Annotated in this window: 18 protein-coding genes and 1 tRNA gene; 5 read left to right on the forward strand and 14 right to left on the reverse strand. The window is 65.6% G+C overall.

All coding sequences use genetic code 11. The features are described 5' to 3' along the window. Positions 1–66: 66 nt before the first annotated feature. Both OHS58_RS33880 and OHS58_RS33885 read right to left on the reverse strand, forming a co-directional pair. Positions 67–402 (reverse strand): Lrp/AsnC family transcriptional regulator, encoded by a 336-nt coding sequence (locus tag OHS58_RS33880; RefSeq protein ID WP_328645190.1) that lies wholly within the window; start codon positions 400–402, stop codon positions 67–69. Further along, positions 321–650 carry a hypothetical protein gene (locus OHS58_RS33885; protein WP_328645191.1) on the reverse strand — a complete coding sequence of 110 codons (330 nt, stop codon included), beginning with the start codon at positions 648–650 and terminating at the stop codon, positions 321–323. Before OHS58_RS33885 ends, OHS58_RS33880 begins: the two co-directional genes overlap by 82 nt. A 356-nt stretch (positions 651–1006) precedes the next feature. Between OHS58_RS33885 and OHS58_RS33890 the strand changes: the two genes are divergently transcribed. Continuing rightward, complete coding sequence (locus tag OHS58_RS33890) at positions 1007–1768, forward strand: inositol monophosphatase family protein (protein ID WP_328645192.1); 762 nt, start codon at positions 1007–1009, stop codon at positions 1766–1768. A 54-nt stretch (positions 1769–1822) separates the two neighbouring features. Here the strand turns inward: OHS58_RS33890 and glyA are convergent, their stop codons facing one another. The 5 genes from glyA to OHS58_RS33915 form a co-directional block, all read right to left on the reverse strand. Then, on the reverse strand, positions 1823–3091 hold the full coding sequence (gene glyA, locus OHS58_RS33895; RefSeq protein WP_328645193.1) for a serine hydroxymethyltransferase: 1269 nt from the start codon (positions 3089–3091) through the stop codon (positions 1823–1825). Between the two features lie 144 nt (positions 3092–3235). Continuing rightward, on the reverse strand, positions 3236–3658 hold the full coding sequence (gene rplK / locus OHS58_RS33900; RefSeq protein ID WP_328645194.1) for a 50S ribosomal protein L11: 423 nt from the start codon (positions 3656–3658) through the stop codon (positions 3236–3238). 39 nt (positions 3659–3697) lie between these two features. Beyond that, entirely contained in the window at positions 3698–4219 is a 522-nt protein-coding gene (locus OHS58_RS33905; RefSeq protein ID WP_326944942.1) for a gamma carbonic anhydrase family protein, read from the reverse strand. A gap of 26 nt (positions 4220–4245) precedes the next feature. Further along, entirely contained in the window at positions 4246–5049 is an 804-nt protein-coding gene (locus OHS58_RS33910) for an ABC transporter permease (protein ID WP_328645195.1), read from the reverse strand. After that, positions 5046–6011 (reverse strand): ATP-binding cassette domain-containing protein, encoded by a 966-nt coding sequence (locus OHS58_RS33915; protein ID WP_328645196.1) that lies wholly within the window; start codon positions 6009–6011, stop codon positions 5046–5048. Before OHS58_RS33915 ends, OHS58_RS33910 begins: the two co-directional genes overlap by 4 nt. Positions 6012–6076: 65 nt before the next feature. On the opposite strand from OHS58_RS33915, the gene OHS58_RS33920 reads away from it, so the two are divergent. Further along, positions 6077–6652 (forward strand): TetR/AcrR family transcriptional regulator, encoded by a 576-nt coding sequence (locus OHS58_RS33920; RefSeq protein WP_328645197.1) that lies wholly within the window; start codon positions 6077–6079, stop codon positions 6650–6652. On the opposite strand, the gene OHS58_RS33925 is transcribed toward OHS58_RS33920, so the two are convergent. After that, positions 6643–7230: a TetR/AcrR family transcriptional regulator gene (locus OHS58_RS33925; RefSeq protein WP_247058822.1), complete on the reverse strand. Its 588-nt coding sequence runs from the start codon at positions 7228–7230 to the stop codon at positions 6643–6645. The two genes, OHS58_RS33920 and OHS58_RS33925, sit on opposite strands and share 10 nt — an antisense overlap. A gap of 123 nt (positions 7231–7353) precedes the next feature. On the opposite strand from OHS58_RS33925, the gene OHS58_RS33930 reads away from it, so the two are divergent. Next, positions 7354–7809, forward strand: coding sequence for a GreA/GreB family elongation factor (locus OHS58_RS33930; RefSeq protein WP_326944946.1), 456 nt, complete (start codon positions 7354–7356; stop codon positions 7807–7809). Positions 7810–8352: 543 nt separating this feature from the next. Here OHS58_RS33930 and OHS58_RS33935 read toward each other — a convergent pair. Beyond that, positions 8353–8435, reverse strand: a tRNA-Thr gene (locus OHS58_RS33935). 1896 nt (positions 8436–10331) lie between these two features. Further along, positions 10332–10544, reverse strand: coding sequence for a hypothetical protein (locus tag OHS58_RS33940; protein WP_328645198.1), 213 nt, complete (start codon positions 10542–10544; stop codon positions 10332–10334). Between the two features lie 1124 nt (positions 10545–11668). Here OHS58_RS33940 and OHS58_RS33945 point away from each other — a divergent pair. Further along, a complete protein-coding gene (locus OHS58_RS33945) occupies positions 11669–12694 on the forward strand; it encodes a hypothetical protein (RefSeq protein WP_328645199.1) in 1026 nt (341 codons plus the stop codon). Positions 12695–12768: 74 nt separating this feature from the next. Here the strand turns inward: OHS58_RS33945 and OHS58_RS33950 are convergent, their stop codons facing one another. After that, entirely contained in the window at positions 12769–13149 is a 381-nt protein-coding gene (locus tag OHS58_RS33950) for a type II toxin-antitoxin system RelE family toxin (RefSeq protein WP_328645200.1), read from the reverse strand. Between the two features lie 6 nt (positions 13150–13155). Then, positions 13156–13449, reverse strand: coding sequence for a type II toxin-antitoxin system Phd/YefM family antitoxin (locus tag OHS58_RS33955; protein ID WP_328645201.1), 294 nt, complete (start codon positions 13447–13449; stop codon positions 13156–13158). A gap of 607 nt (positions 13450–14056) precedes the next feature. Between OHS58_RS33955 and OHS58_RS33960 the strand changes: the two genes are divergently transcribed. Beyond that, complete coding sequence (locus tag OHS58_RS33960) at positions 14057–15250, forward strand: Fic family protein (protein ID WP_328645202.1); 1194 nt, start codon at positions 14057–14059, stop codon at positions 15248–15250. Positions 15251–15494: 244 nt separating this feature from the next. On the opposite strand, the gene OHS58_RS33965 is transcribed toward OHS58_RS33960, so the two are convergent. Continuing rightward, entirely contained in the window at positions 15495–15731 is a 237-nt protein-coding gene (locus OHS58_RS33965; RefSeq protein ID WP_328645203.1) for a hypothetical protein, read from the reverse strand. A 566-nt stretch (positions 15732–16297) separates the two neighbouring features. Continuing rightward, positions 16298–16696 carry an HIT family protein gene (locus OHS58_RS33970; protein ID WP_328645204.1) on the reverse strand — a complete coding sequence of 133 codons (399 nt, stop codon included), beginning with the start codon at positions 16694–16696 and terminating at the stop codon, positions 16298–16300. Positions 16697–16745: the final 49 nt, after the last annotated feature.

Raw genomic sequence — 16745 nt, forward strand, 5'->3', positions numbered from 1 at the left:
GTAGTTGCTTGTAGCTGTCAACTACTTGCTTCGGCCAACTATTCCGCGGAAGCTTGTATCGTGCAATCAAATATCCTGTGACCCTGGTCTCCCGCCCCGCTTTACGGCCCGCGCGACCACCGTGACCTCGGCGGACGGCACGTCGAGGCCGGTGACGAAGGCGTAGAGGCCGGCCAGGTCACGGCACCAGACGGCGGCCATCAGGTTGGTCACGCCGGTCGTGGCGAGGGTGCCGTGGACCATCGGGTGCCGCGCGAGCACGCGCCCGACGTCGTCGAGCCGGCCGGGCGGGACGGTCATCCAGACGTTGGCGTCGACCGTCAGGCCCAGCGCCGTGACGTCGATGTTCGCGTAGGTGCGGATGCGTCCCGACGCCGCGAGCCGGTCGAGCCGCCTGCGCACGGTGGACTCCGGGGCTTCCGCGGCCAGCTCACCGGGCCGAGCCGGGCGTCGATCGCGAGCCGGGCCAGGAGCCGCCGGTCGAGTTCGTCGAGGGTGACGTCGCCGCCGGGCGGCGGCGGGGTCAGCGCGGCGACCTCGGCGTCGGTGAGCAGGCCGGTGCGCCAGCGCGTCGCGTCGGAGAAGACGTGGAGGATCGAGTGCGCGCGCAGCTCGGTGATCGCGGAGGTCGACGGCAGCGCGTCGTGCACCAGCCGGCCGGAAGCTGATCTCCGCGCTACCGGCCAGGAGGTCGACACAGGGTGCGCCCGGCCGGCCTCGCCGATCACCGGCGTCCAGCCGCGGAACAGCTTCACCCGCAGAAGCAGCGCGCCGCGCTCGGGCTCAGGCTCGGGGCCGGCAACCGAAAACACCCCCACCCTCCTCGGGGGGACGTCCCCAGTCCAGTCTATCGGCGGCGGGTGGCAAACCCGGCCGCAGCGCGGGTTCTCGGCCGACCTGTCCACAACGCTCCGCCCCTGTGGACAACCGCAGCGCAAGCCATGGCGCCAACATCCGATCCGTCGGGCACGAGCGCTCTCAGCCGTCCGAGCGTAACCCTGGGCGCATGCTGAAATCAGTGATCGACGTCGTGGAAACCCTGGCCACCGGCATCCGCGCACCGCGGCGGCCACCCGCGACGCTCGGCGAGCTCGCCACGACGTTCTCGGCGATCGACGACCCGCTGGTCGCGAGCCTGCGCGCGGCGCTCGCCGGAATCCGGCCGGACGCGGGCTGGGTCGACGAGTTCGAGGACGTCCCCGGCGGCGAGGTCTGGGTGGTGGACGCCCTCGACGGCGCCGTCCAGCTCGTCCAGGGCCTGCCGCAGTACTGCGTCACCGTGACGCTGCTGCGCGACGGCGAGGCGGAGCTGGCGGTGCTGCACTCGCCGTGGCTCGGCGAGACCTACGCGGCTGCGCGCGGCGCCGGCGCGTGGCGCAACGGGACGCCGATTTCGCCGTCGCGCAAGACTTCCCTGGACGCGGCGGTCGCGGCGACCAGCCAGCCGCCGTTCGTCACGCGCCAGCCCGGTGTCTCGGCCGCGGCGGGCCGATCGCTCACGGCGGTACTCGACGAGGTCGCCGCGGTCCGGAACCTCGGCCCGACGTCGTGGCAGGTCGCCGACGTCGCGGCCGGGCGCCTGGACGTCTTCTGGCAGTACGGCCGCGACGCGACGAACCTCGTCGGCGCGGCCCTGATCGCCCGCGAGGCCGGCGCGGTGGTCACCACCGCCGACGGCGCCCCGTGGACCCCCGCGTCCCCGAGCTTCCTCGCCGCCACCCCCACCCTGCACCCGCTCGCCCTCGCCACCCTGGCGCGAAAGCCGTGAAGGCCTCCTTCCCGGCCATAAGAGCCGGTAAGGAGGCCTTCACGGCTTTACAACTCAGGCCGAGTAGCCCGGGATCGGGAACGGCGCCAGGAACTCGCGGATCTCCGCGGCGATCGTGTCCAAAGAGGACTCGTTCTGCGCGGCGGCCGCGGTGACCGTGCGGTCGATCCAGTCCGCCACCTGCGTCTGGTGCTCCGGCCGCAAGCCGCGGGTGGTGATCGCGGACGTGCCGAGCCGGATGCCGGACGGGTCGAACGGCTTGCGCGGGTCGAACGGCACCGTGTTGTAGTTCAGCTCGATGCCCGCGCGGTCGAGGGCCTGCGCGGCCGGCTTGCCCGCGACGGCCTTGTTCGTCAGGTCGATCAGCAGCAGGTGGTTGTCCGTGCCGCCGGAGACGAGGTCGTAACCGCGCGCCAGCAGCGCGTCGGCCAGCGCACGGGCGTTGGCGACGATGCTGTGCGCGTACTCGCTGAACGACGGCTGCTGCGCCTCCCCGAGGGCGACCGCGATGGCCGCCGTCGTGTGGTTGTGCGGGCCGCCCTGCAGGCCGGGGAACACGGCCTTGTCGACGGCCTTCGCGTGCTCGGCGTCGGACAGGATCATCGCGCCGCGCGGGCCGCGCAACGTCTTGTGCGTCGTCGTGGTGATGACCTGCGCGTGCCCGACCGGCGACGGGTGCGCGCCGCCCGCGACCAGCCCGGCGATGTGCGCGATGTCGGCGACGAGCACCGCGTCCACCTCGGCGGCGATCTCGGCGAACGCCGGGAAGTCGATGGTCCGCGGGATCGCCGTACCACCGGCGAAGATCAACTTCGGCCGGTGCTCGCGGGCCAGGTCGCGCACCTGGTCGAGGTCGACGCGGCCGGTCTCCTTGGTGACGCCGTAGCGCACCGGCGTGAACCACTTGCCGGTCGCGGAGACGCTCCAGCCGTGGGTCAGGTGGCCGCCGTCCGGCAGCGCCATGCCGAGCACGGTGTCGCCGGGCTTCGCGAACGCGAGGTACACGGCCAGGTTCGCCGGAGACCCGGAGTAGGGCTGGACGTTGGCGTGGTCCGCGCCGAAGACGGCCTTCGCGCGCTCGATGGCGAGCAGCTCGACCTGGTCGATGAACTGCTGGCCCTCGTAGTATCGCTTGCCCGCGTACCCCTCGGAGTACTTGTTGGTGAGCACGGTCCCGGTGGCTTCGAGCACGGCCTGCGAGACGTAGTTCTCCGACGCGATCAAGCGGATCTTGTCGTGCTGGCGCTTGGCTTCGTCCTCGACGAGCCCGGCGATGGCGGGGTCGGCGGACGCGAGCGCGTTCAGTTTCGGCTGGTGGGTCATGGGCGTACTCCGGCTCTGGAGTGGCCTTCACCCAGGCGCGCGGTGCCGGCCTCGTCGTCGCTTCCCGGTGGTGCTCCACCTCGATGGCGCCAGTCGCTGCTGCGGGGAAGAGCTTAGTGCACCCCGCTCGAGCCGCGGTTCACTTCAGTCGACGACCGCGACGCCCATCGACCGAGCCGTACCGGCGATCGTGCGCATCGCCATCTCGACGTCGGACGTGTTCAGGTCCGGCAGCTTGCGCTCGGCGATCTCGCGCAGCTGCGCCGTCGTGATCTTGCCCGCCACCTCGTGCCCCGGCCGCGAGGACCCCTTGTCCCCCAACGCCTTCTTGATCAGGAACGCCGTCGGCGGGGACTTGAGGCGGAGCGCGAACGAGCGGTCCTCGAAGACCGAGACGACCACCGGCACGACGTCGCCGCGCTGGTTCGCCGTCGCCGCGTCGTAGGTCTTCTTGATCTCGACCAGGTTGACCCCGGTCTGCCCCAGCATCTTGCCGAGGTCGACGACCGGGGCGTTGCCCGCGGCGAGTTCGAGGGTGACCTGGTGGGTGAGTTTCTTCGGAGCCATGGCCCGAAGCTAGAGTCTCCAGTTACTGGAGAGTCAACCTCAATCGATCGGCTTGGTGCCGGCGCGGTGGCGGCGGGCCAGCTCCTGGTAGATCGCGGCGTTGTGGTCGACCCACATCCGCGCCGAATCGGTCAGCGGGACGAACTTCTTCGCCGGGCTGCCCATCGCGATGACCTCCTCGGGGACCTCGGTCGCCGGGGTGACCGTCGCGCCCGCCGCGACCAGCGCCCGCGCGCCGATCTTCGCCTTGTCGAGCACCGTCGAGCCGTTGCCGATCAGCGCCTGCTCCCCGATGGTGCAGTCGTGCACCAGGCACTGGTGGCCGACGGTGACGTTCTTGCCGACCTCGCAGACGCCGTCGTTGACGTGGATCACCGAGTTGTCCTGGATGTTGGCACCCTCGCGGATGACGATCCGGCCGAAGTCGGCCCGGACCACCACGCCGTACCAGATCGAGGCGTCCTTCTCGACGACGACGTCGCCGATGAGGGTGGCGGTGGGCGCGATCCAGGCGTCCGGGTGGACCTGCGGGCTGAGCCCTTCGAACGAGAACAGAGGCATGTCCGCACCCTAGACGAGCGGTTTCCTCAGCCCTGCCTGCTGTAGAGCCGGAGCGTCACCGGGCCGGCCACGACGACGAGGACGGCCGTCGCGACGAGGGACCACACGACGCCGGTGCCGCCGGCGTCGTTCATCAGGTCCCGCGCCGCGCTCGCGACGTGGCTCAGCGGGTTGACGTCGACGAAGGCCCGGAGCCAGCCAGGCAACGTCGTGGGCTCGACGAAGATGTTGCTGGCGAACGAAAGCGGGATCAGCACGGCGTTGGCGATGCTGATCACGACGGCCGGGTCACGCACGACCAAGGCGACCGCCGCCCACACCAGCGACAGCGCGAGCCCGAACGCGACGACCAGCGCGACCGCGGCGAGCACGCCCAGCGCGCCGCCGTCCGGGCGGTAGCCCATGACCAGGCCGAGGACGACCACGATGGCGGCGGCGAACACGTACCGGGCGGCGTCGCTGAGCAGGCCGCCGAGCACGAAGGCGCCACGCCAGATCGGCAGGCCGCGGAAGCGGTCGAAGGCGCCGCTCCGGACGTCCCGGGCGAGCCGGGCGCCGCCGTACATCGTGACGATGGCGATGCTCATGCTCAGCACGCCGGGCAGGAGAACCTCGAGGTAGTCGCCGGTCGAGCCGCTGAGCGCGCCGCCGAACAGGTAGGTGAACAGCACCGTGAACAGGATCGGCACGGCGGCCGAGTCCACGAGCTGCTTGGGGTCGTGCTTGATCTTGAGCAGGCCGCGCCGGCCGAAGGTGACCGAGGACGTGAGGGCGCCGGCGTGGCGGCGGGTGCGGCCCTCGGCGAGCAGGACGTCGATCGAGGTGCTCATGCCGTCAGCTCCCGGTGCTCGGTCAGGGCGAGGAAGGCCTCGTCGAGGCTGGGCCGGCCGAGGGAGAACTCGGCGACGCCCACCCCGGCGTCAGCCAGCTGCGTCATGGCGCGCCCGGCCAGCCGGCCCGCGTCCACCCCGGCGTCGAGCGGTATCGACAGCGCAAGCGGGTCGTCGGCGAGCTGGACCGCACCGGCCGCCGCCAGGATCTGCCGGGCCCGCGGCCGCTGCTCGCCGTCGAGCAGCCGGACGTGCAGGGTGCCCGCGCCGACCCGGGACTTGAGCTGGGCGCTGGTGCCTTCGGCCACGATCCGGCCGTGGTCGATGACCGCGATCCGCTCGGCGAGCTGGTCGGCCTCCTCGAGGTACTGGGTGGTGAGCAGCACCGTGGTGCCGGCCGCGGCGATCCGGCGGACGAGCTCCCACACCTGGTTGCGGCTGCGCGGGTCGAGGCCGGTGGTCGGCTCGTCGAGGAACAGCAGGTCGGGCGTCGTGATCAGGCTGGCGCCGATGTCGAGCCGGCGCCGCATGCCGCCCGAGTAGCCGCCCACCGGACGCCCGGCCGAGCGGGTCAGGTCGAACGCGGCGAGCAGGTCGTCGGCGCGTTTCCTGCTGGCCGCCCGGGACAGGCCGTGCAGCCGGCCGAGGAGCAGCAGGTTCTCGAAGCCGGTCAGGTCTTCGTCGAGGGAGGCGAACTGGCCGGTCACCGCCACCCGGGCGCGGATCGCGGCCGTTCCGGTCACGACGTCGTGGCCGAGGACGCGGGTGGTGCCGCCGTCCGGCCTGGTCAGCGTGGCCAGGACGCGGATGGTGGTCGTCTTGCCCGCGCCGTTCGGGCCGAGGAAGCCGAACACCTCGCCGCGCCGGATCGTGAGGTCGATCCCGTCCAGCGCCCGGTGCCCGCCGTAGGCCTTGACCAGGCCGCGTGCTTCGACCGCCGGCGGATCACTGTTCTTTGACATGCCGTAAGAGTTAGCTATCTCTGACAAGTTGTCAAGGTTATGACCGGGCTCCTACGATGCTCGGAATGGTCACCACGCAGCCACGCCGTCGCCGCGCCGACGCCCAGCGCAGCATCGACGCCATCCTCACGGCGGCCAGGGGCGTGCTCGGCGAACAGCCGGACGCGGGCATGGAGGACATCGCCGCGGCGGCCGGCGTCACCCGCCAGACCGTCTACGCGCACTTCCCGTCACGCGACGCCCTGCTCGCCGCCTTGGTCGAGGTGGCGGCCGCCGAATACGTCGCGCTGCTCGACGACGCCGGCCTCGACACGGCCCCGCCCGCCGACGCGCTGGCCGCGTTCCTCGGGGCGGGCTGGCGGTTCCTGGACCGCTTCCCGCTGTTGCTGAGCCCCGCCGCCGGGCTCCCCCGGCCCGGCAACGACCCCCACGACGTCGTGCCGCCACGGCTCGAGCGGCTCATCGTGCGAGGCCAGGACACAGGCGAGTTCGACGCGGCGCTGCCCGCGGCGTGGCTCGCCGCCGCGATCCTCGGGCTCCTGCACACGGCCGCCGCGGAAGTCACGGCCGGGCGCGTCACCGCCGAAGAAGCCGAGAGGTTGTGCCTGGAGAGCGCGCTGCGCCTCTGCCGTCAGCCGTAGTTGGCGAAGCAGAGCGCTTCGATGTCGGCGCGCAGGGTCGCGAACGACCGCGGCCGCACCCGCTGCTGGACGACCGTGCCCAGCAGGTACGAGAGCAGCGCGCGGGCCCGGGCGCGCGGGTCGTCGACGTCCAGGGGCGCCAGCAGCTCGGCGAGGAGCTCGGTGAGCGACGTGAGCATCACGTCGATGGCCTGCGGGTGCTGCGCCCGGCCGGCGGCGATCCAGTACTCGAACCAGAGGAACGCGGCGTTCGGGTTCGCGGCGAACACGCTCAGGTACTCCTCGACCACCGCGAACAGCCGCTTGCGCGGGTCGGCGTGCTTCGCGCCGACGTCGCGCAGGCCCGCGGCGAACGCGGTGATGTGCGCGGCCATGGCCCGGTCGATGAGGACGTCGATGTCGGCGAAGTAGTAGTGGATCGCGCTCTTGGTGAGCGGTCCGGCGTCCGCGATGGCGCGGACGGTGCAGCCCGCGAGGCCGTCGCGGGCCAGCACGACGCGGGCGGCCTCGACGATCTGTTCCTGCTTGGCCAGCTGGTTGGGAGAGAGCCGGTCACTGCGACCGGGGACGGCGCTCACGGTGATTCTCGTTACCTTCTTCCTGGACGACGGCCCCAAATCCTAGGGCAGACGTCCTGCGGGTGGCCGCCGGGTGAAAAACCGGATTGGCCACCCCGGTCCGCGCGGCGGACAATGCGCGGCATGGTGATCTCAGGGGACAAGGGGCTCAGCCCGGCTGCGCGCAGCCAGCTGGAGAAGGAAATCGCGAACCTGCGCACGCAACGCGAAGCTCTCGCACCGCAACCCGGCGAGCAGGAGCGAACGGGCGACGCGGCGGACCAGGCGGACGTGATCGACCGAGCGGAAGCCGCGGCGCGGCTCGACCGCCAGATCGCGGACCTGGCCGCGAAGATGGAACACGGCGGCTACGGCAACGCCCAGCTCCCGGACGGCACAACGGTCACCCTCCGCTTCTCGGACGGCGACGAAGAGACGTTCCAAGTGGTGACGGTCCCGGGCGAAGACTCCGACGCGATCACCTCGGACAGCCCCCTGGGCCTGGCCCTGGTCGGCCGCAAAGCGGGCGACGAGATCACCTACCGCACCCCCCGAGGCGACGCCAAGGCCAGCGTGGTCAAGGTAGCCCCGCCGAAGTAACCCCCCTGCTCACCTCGAAGGCCCCCACCCACAAGGCGGGGGCCTTCGCTTGCTTCAAGCCCAAAACTTGACCCATAGGGGTGATTCCCCAGAAGAATCTCACCAAGCCGCGCCCACCCACGAAGGCGCCCACGGCAGGGGGCGAAGCCCTCCGGACGGGTTGTGGGGCGAAGCCCCACAAAACACGCGAGACAAGCCAAAAGGCCCGCGCTCTGTGCGAGCACGGGCCTTCCAGGTCTTGTCGAGCCGCTGTATCGCGAGGCGCAAGCGCCGCGCCGCCGAAACCGCTCCTAGAGCCCTCGCCGAGCGGCCGCCTTTCCGTGACGGAGCACTCCGGCACGTTCTGGAGGTCTTCGCGGCCGAGCAAAGAAGCGGCGCGGCTAAGCCACTTCCCGCAGATCTCGCGGCTACCCGGTTTCCCCGCGACGGGTGAACCTGCGGACTTTCTTCGCCCACCGACGAGCCTTCGTTGTCACTCACTTAGACACTCACCAGACGAGTCAGGCCCCACCCGAGGTGTCTCGGATGGGGCCTGACCTGCGGAGCCGCCTAGGGGAATCGAACCCCTGACCTATTCATTACGAGCGGAATTCGTCACTTGTTGACCTTGACTGCAAGGCTCTGGCCTGGGCGTCTGCTGTCCTCGAACGTCCGCACACGTCCGGGGTTAGTCACCCGGATTGTCACCCAGTTAGACACCCACCCAGACCAAAGAGACATAGAAGTAGAGTGGGACGAGAGCCGTTATCGAAGGTGCCACTCACCTGTCACACCTAAACCCGCAGGTCAGAAGGGTTCAGCGACAGGTGTGACAGCCTCGACATCCCGCCGGTGTCACACTCCGTCTGAGGTTCTGACAGCGGGAAACTCCGGATTCGACACGCTGCCTCACTTGGGGCGCCTACAAGTCTTCCCGCCCACCCAGTCCGTCAGTCCGTGACGCGCCTTCCCGCTCTCCAGGCGCGTGCGAACACCAGGCACCTCCGCAAGGGCCAGGTAGAACCTGCCTGCGCACGCCTACCCGTGCGGCCACCGACCTCAGCACCCCTGATGAGCGAATTCACGGTGCGCCATGTTGCGCAGCAGGCTACCCAGATGGGTAATCTGGGTGGCAATGAGCGAACATGAGCTGACATGAGCGAACATGAGGTGCGATGTCGGAACATGAGCGCGAGTAGCTAGCAAGCGCATGGAAGCGACCCCGCCGAGCTGCAACTCAGCGGGGACCACTCCTTCCTCGTGCCGACAGGTGGTTAGTGGGTGAGGTGCAAAAGTTCTGCCAGCAACCGGCATGCACCACCCAGGAAGTTCAAGATCGGGCCGTACCAGCGGACAGCGTCCCCTGGTAACGGTCCTTTCTTAGATCTGGGCATCTCTCACCCCCTTGCGGGATCCAGCCTCTGGGCGAGACGGCTCCCTCGGGGCCACAGCGAACCCCGAGCATGGGGCCTGCCGACTCGTTGAGATTACCCACTGGAATGGGCCTACCGCACGGGCATCAAGGGGTGGCGTGTCGCGGTCTCACCCCTGCGGGTTACGCGATCACTCCCGAACTGACACTCGGCAGAGAATCGGGTACCTCGACTTGCACGTCGCAGAACACGTGTCCTATCGAGGTAAGTGTTGAGCGGGGCGGAGAAGGTCCCGCCCAACGCATCACAGCCCCGTCTCCCGGCTGTGCGTAGGACGACCACGAACCCGTAGCCCGGCCAGCGAGGCGGCGAGCCTGCAAGCTCGGAGCGCGCGGCGGAAACCACGCCTGATCTGACAAATGCCACAAACTTCGTAGTCGCCGACCAGCCCACCGTCCTGCCCGATATGACCGTGATCTACGAGCGTCGACCCGGAGAGTTCGAAGAGGCTCGCGTGCTGACCGCCAGCCCTGCAACTTCAAGGACTCCTGACCAATCCTCGAGTTATCTGGTGTCGACTAGAGACGGAACTACCCTTAGGCGGCGCAAGTGTCGCCTCTCGGCCTCACCCGAGAGGCGACAGCCTTCCTGCGTCTAGCTGAACCAGCGACGGAGCTCAGCAACCAGCTTGGTCACCGCGGTCAACAATTTGGCGGTGGGGCCCACCCAGCGGGTGAGCCCCACCGCCAACCTCTTCACTGGACCCATGTTCAACCTCCTCTCAACTCCAATCGTGCGGACAGAGACCGACGGACCCTAAGTGACCGCTGTCTCGGCTGGCTCGTGGCCGAACATAGGCGCAGCTGAATTTATCAGTTTTAGCGTCGATCACAGGACTCTGACCTGCAGTTTCATCGTGCGCGAACGTCTGGGAGTCACCCAGATTGTCATCCACTCCAGACCAAATGAGGCTGGAACAGCGGGGGCACACGCATCCACTCACCGCTGTTTCAGCCTCATTTCACCGCTCAGTGACTAGAGAGACATAGAATTAGAGTGGGAGTAGACCTGTCACCGACGGTGTCACTCCCCTGTCACACATAAACCCGCAGGTCAGAGCAGAGTGAGTGACAGGGTGACAGGTGTGACACCTTCGACACCCCACCCGTGTCACACCCCGCTCGTCGTGACGGCCGGGCCAACATGCACGGGGCCGACATCGATCTTCAAACTGAACAGACCGGCCGCGGCGAGGACCAGGACGAGCAGAACGCCGATGAAGATGAGCGCACGGACCATCGTGCCTGGGCTCGTCACGATGCGACCGGCGAGGTCGGCCAGTCCCCGCCGTTCGTCGCCCGCTCGTCTATAGGGGCCGGCCATCGCGGTCTGCCGCCTGGCGTCCCGCGCATGCTGGTCGTCGTGCGAGCCTCGCGACCGGCGAGGGTCACGCCTTAAGGTCATTGGTGTCGCCCTTCAGTGACAGTTATAGAGAGCCCCGCTGACGAGCATCTGCTGTTGAGGCCGGATGAGATGTCGACGGGGTGCGACGTAGTAGCTGGCTTCATGCCGAAGGCGACACCGGCAGGGGCGCTCCAACGCACCGAACCGGCACGGGCGGCTTCCTCTAGCACGAGGAAGCCGCCCGATCGCTTTCAACCTTTTGCTCGCGTCCAAGAGTAGGGCTGGTCATGCCCGTGACGAAGACGCTCGATGCCCCCAGTCGACGACCGGTGATTACGGCGCGATGTGCGCCGCGTAGACCATCAGCCCAGCTGAACTCGCCCAGCGTGTGAGGGACTTGGAGCAGCCAAGCGTGGTCTACGCGTGGTCCAGCGTGGTTGATGTCAGTTGGGCGTTGGTTGACATTGGTTAATGTGAGTGCCGTTTGGGCCGTGGACCTGCATCGATATGCCGCCTGACGGACGTAGCCCACCACTCATCGTCTGACCTCGCTCCTTGAGCAGGCGTTCTACGACGACTGGCTCGGAGGAACGGAGAGAGTGCGCCCGACGCGTCGCAACAGCCGTTTGTCACGTCGCCTTGCGTAGCGACGCTCGCAGCAACTCGACTTGCGTACCATCGAACACGTGTTCTACGGTGGCGAGTGTCGGGCGAGGCGGGGAAGGTCCCGCCCGACGCACCACAGCACGTCGCCCCGTACCGCACATGGCGGGGCGACGTGCGCCCAAACCGGAGCACGCGATGGAAATACCACCCGGCCTGACGCACGCCACGACGTATGTCGTAGTTGCCCAGCCCACCGCGGTCGACCGCTGGCACGTTCTGCCCGACATGACCGTGATCTACGAGCGTCGCTCCGGCGAGTTCGAACAGGCCCGCGTGCTGACCGCCGCCACCTTGCGCGACCGCCCCGCTCTGGACCGAACTCCCCCGCCGACAAGGAACAGCTCGACTCGGCCGCGGCCGCCGCCGCGGCGTGACCTGAATCTGTCAGCGGCGAGTGCCAGACTCAGGCTCGGAGGAAGCACGACCGGAGGGGACGCATGGGCGCGGCGCAGCTCAAGCCGGATGAGATCTACACCCGCTATGAGGTCCGGGCGCTAATGGGCGGCTCAGGACAGGGCGGCATCGTCCCCTCCACCAGCTCAAACACCATCTTGATCTACTCCGACGACGAGGCCGGCAAGCGGTACGGCTACCTCGACGGCTGGCTGGACGAAGAAGACGCAGCCGGCGCGATCTTCGAGTACACCGGCGCCGGCAACGACGGCGACCAGACCTTCGACGGTCAGAACGGCGCCATGAACAGGGCCGTCTTGAACCACGCAACTGCGGGCCGCGCCCTGCACGTCTTTAAAGCCGTGGGCAAGGTGCCGAACACCGACACCAAGACGCACAGATATGTCGGAGAGATGGCCCTTGACGAGGACCGGCCGTACTACGTTCGACAGTCCCGCGACGAGGCCGGCGACCAGCGCAAGGTCATCGTGTTCCGCTTGCGGGCTGCCGACGGCCGTACCCCCGAGGCCAAAGACAGGATTCCCCCGGCCTTCACGACCACAGCCGTGCTGGTGCCGGCCGACGTGACCATTAGTTCCATCGTTCCCACGGAACGCTCCAAATCGAAGTCGAGCAATCGCTCCGGCTCTGCAACTACCACGGCGAAGCGTCGAGAGGCCGAGCTCACCGACCACTACGAGGACTTCCTCAAGAAGCAGGGGCACACGTTTGCTCGGTTCCAGATCGCGGTAAAGGGCACCACAACCACCCTGGTCACCGACATCTACGACCAGACAGCGCATATCCTCCACGAAGCCAAGGGCAGCGCTTCCCGCGAGGCTGTGCGGGAAGCCGTCGGTCAACTCTTGGACTACTGCCGCCACGTGACACCACCGAACCCCACCACCGCGGTCCTGCTCCCTACCAGGCCGCACGACGACCTTCAGGACCTCATCGCCAGCGCCGGCATCGCACTGGTCTACCGCGACGGCGACAACTACATCGGCTACCCGGCCTCGCCCCCCTCAACTAAGCGAGGCCGACTCTCCAGCAACCCCGAATCGCAGTAAGCGGATGAAGATCCGGCGACCGCAAAGAAGCGGCCCCAGGTGAGACACCCGGGGCCGCCCTACTAGCCGCTGAACTACGAGTCGACTTCCTGCTTGTAGCGCCAGGCGCTCTCGAGGAGATTCTGCGCGAGTTCAGCCATCTGACGATCACCATGCAGCCGTAGACGACTGACCGCCAACTCGTAGCACTCGTTGTCGGCTCGCTCTTTGATCACCCAGACGACTACGACGTTGCCGTCGGCTTCGACTCGGTAGACCGCCCTGTAGTCGCGGTCACCGATGACAAGCTTCCGGAACGTCGTGAGGTCGCCGTCCGCGCGACTTCCAAGCGGTTGCCCACGTTTTGCAGGTTCATCTTTCAACTTGGCCAGGGCCTTAACGACCATCTTCCGTGCGGACCCGTCAAGGTCCTTCAGGTCTTCTTTAGCGTCGTCCGTCAGGTCAACCCTGGCCATCGATCATCAGTCCTCGTCTAGATCAATTTCAAACTCGGTTGCGACGTCTTCCAAGCTGTGCCGCGCACCGGAGTCGGTCATGGTTCTGACCCAAGCGATGCTCAGAAGCTTCAAGTCCTCCTCAACCTCCTCAATGCGCTGTAGCCGTTCCATGGATTCGATGTTTGCGATTACTGCAGCAGGACGGTTGTTGCGCATGACAACGAAGCGGCGACCTGTCTCGCTGACGTCGTTGACCAGCCTTGAGAAGCGCTGACCAGCATCAGTCACGCTGACGATGTCGTCGGTATCGATGTTCATTGGCAAGTCCCCTGGGTGACGCGGGTCGTTCACGGTGATCGGGAGTGGTGGTCGAGGGTGGCGTGGTGGGTTCAGGCAGTGGCAGGTTCGCGTGCGTTGTCGTGTGCGTGGGCGTGGGCATCGTTTCGTCGGTGCGCTCTCATCCGTCTTGCTACCTGTATTCTACACAGAATCTTGCTGAGAATTCTTAGGTCAGTGTCACGATCTAGCGTGGAGTTGGACACATCGCGATCGATCGACTTGAGAAAACCCCAGCTCAGAGCCCCTGTACGGCTCACCGGCCCACGATCGGATGCATACACGAGCGGGCATACCCGAAGAAGGTTCTCTGCATCGGAAAGGTCAAGCCCAGCCGCAGTCAAGGCGCAGAGTGACGAGGACGCTCCAAGGCAAAGGCTACTTCTCTTGGCTAAAGCGGTGACGCTCCCAAGCAACTTGCGAACTCGAGCACACGCTCCAAGTCATGAGCCGGCTAACTTGGGGCGTCACTTCACGCCCCAAGACATTTTGCCGCCCGTCCCCACGCCACAAGTCAGGGTGACCCTAGCTTGGAGAGTCGAGGCCACGCTCCAAGTGAACAGCCAGCTTACATGTAGCGTGTGCACGTATGGACCCACGTCGCTACACGTCGTCCACCTTCGGCAGCGCGCAACGCGAGCCCGGTAACAAGTGGGCATTTGACTACTTCCTACCGGCAAGACTGCCGCGGCAGCTTGCCTTGGACGACAAGACAGTCCTAGCCCTATCCGATGCCGACAGCGCACTGGGCTACCTCCAAGGGCTTGGCCAACTGGTCAGAGACCCCGATCTACTCATCGGCCCCTTCGTGACGCGAGAGGCAGTCGCAAGCTCGCGCATCGAGGGGACCAGGGCTTCTTTATCCGACGTCCTCAAGGCCGAACAACTGAACGAAACCGAACGAACTAATGATACAGCGGAAGTAATCCGGTACCTACGTGCGAGCAGATTAGGGTTTGACCTAATCAATAAGTTGCCAATATCACAACGGCTAATTTGCCAGATCCACGAAGCTCTAATGAGCGGAGTGCGCGGCGAAGAGAAGCAGCCTGGAACAATTAGAACTTCGCCGGTATGGATCGGATCCGGCACTCATCGAATTGAAGATGCTCAGTATGTCGCACCTCTCCCCGTACACATACCTGACTTACTTTCCGACTGGGAAGACTTTGTCAATGACCTTGATAGCAAACTCCCAGTACTAGCCCGCTGTGCGCTTATGCACTACCAGTTCGAAACAATCCACCCATTCCTTGACGGGAACGGTCGAATTGGACGACTCCTTGTCGGCCTAATGCTGGTAAATGAAAAGAGGTTAACTAGGCCTCTGCTATACCTATCAGGCTACCTCGAGAACCACAGGTCAGAGTATTATGACCGCCTGCAAGCCGTCAGGGAAAAGGGCGAAATTCAGCAATGGATTCAGTTCTTTCTACGCGCCGTCCGGGATCAGGCCCTGGATTCCGTCAAGCGAGCTTCCGGAATAGTCGCACTTCGCGAGCGATATTTAACAGAGAGCCAGAAAGACCGATCGCGCGTTGCAGCAATCGTACCTTTAATTTTTCGCAATCCCTACATATCAGTTCAGGATGTGCAACAAGCGGTCGGCGTTAGCGACCAAGGAGCTCGCGATCTACTATCGAAGGCTGAGCAGTACGGCTGGATTACAAAATACACGACTATCGGACGCGGCGGGCGCACGCTTTGGGCAGCAGAAGAGATCTATAATATCATTGAGGACCCCTTGGACTACGATACCGAGAATCAAGAAAGTCGAATTTAATTCTCGGGTCACACAAGCCGCGACTCGTCTACGGCGGTCGACTACGACGCTCAACAACTCCACCGAAGCACAACACTTTAGGCGCCGTAGGACCACCGCCGAACCTCATGTCCCAATCAAACTGAACTAATGCACTCGCATCCGAGAAACCGGTCGGCGTATTGCAAGCGGTCCCCCCCGCCTGCCGACGCGGGGGCCAGGGCAGGCTACTCGGGAGTAACCGCCCGCCCCGACCCCCGCCCTGTCACTTGCCAAGCACCTCCCGCGCATAAGTGGGCACCAAGCTGGGGTGCGCGAGCAGCACCGCGGTTGACATCCCGGCAAGAAGGACAAGGGTCACGCAGACCATCGTCATGAAGCGCATGAAGAGTCGGAACCGCTGCTCGTCACGCAATGTGAGAGCGAGGAACCGGACTGCATCTGCAGCCAATCGACTGATGCCGATGCAGTCATGCTCTTCATCTGGGGTAGAGTTTCTCATTGCGACACTCCTAGACCTGGTTAACCGCCGACTTGGGGTGTCGTACGGGGCACCTGGTCTGACGCAACCAGCCAGGTGCCCTTCTTATTGAACGAACCCGATAGAAGTAACGGGATCTACAATTCACGCGCCAATCTTCCTTGGAATTCTTCTTAAATTTGCCCACCTCGTCCGTAGCCCCGGCGAAGTCGACCTGATCACGCTAGCACGAGCCCCTGCATGAGTACATGTACATGCAGAGAGTGCAAGGAAAAGCAGGGGCAGAATCTTGCGCAGTGTGGCCAGCAAATCACTCGAAAGGTTAGCATTACAGGAAAGTAACGTGAAAGTGTTTAACGTTCCACCACGTGGCGATATTCTATCTCACACAACGGAGTCAAGGTCGCCCGTTAGGGAATTCAGATTCACTCTACGGAGTTACATCGCCTCTCAAGGATGTTCCTACCGAGAGTGACACGTTCGTACGAATGAGGACTGCACACCAAGGGTGCGGCACCTCCAGAAGAGGTTCAACCTCCGCGCACAGACGGAAACCCCTTACGAAGACGTCGTGAAGGTATTTGCCATCAACGGAGTAGTGCCCTAAGCGCAGCGGCGTCACTGGCAAGTAGCCCAGGGTCAATCTTGGGCTCGTCGCCGCTCTGAGGAAGCAATGGGAACGGCCTACCTGGCGCAGGGTCTTCGACAAATCGAGGAAGCAAGTGCGTATGAAGGTGTGGCACCGTGTTTCCGAGGGTTTCGTAATTCATCTTGAGCGGCTGATAGAACGCAACCAGCGCTTTTGCTACAGCCAGAATTGCGCTCCAATACGAGTTCGCCTCTGATTTATCCAGCTCGAACGGCTCGACAACATGACGCCCCCGCCAGATGATAAGCGTGTATCCACGCTGGATATCGGCCCGCTGAAGCACGGCGTCAACCTGGTCTGTACTGAAGATACGCACTCCATAGGCATCTTCATCCAAGCGTGTCGATTGGCACATCTCACAGGCTTGACCACTGATTCGGTCTGAC

The organism is Amycolatopsis sp. NBC_00348 (genome assembly GCF_036114655.1).
Classification (GTDB): Bacteria; Actinomycetota; Actinomycetes; order Mycobacteriales; family Pseudonocardiaceae; genus Amycolatopsis.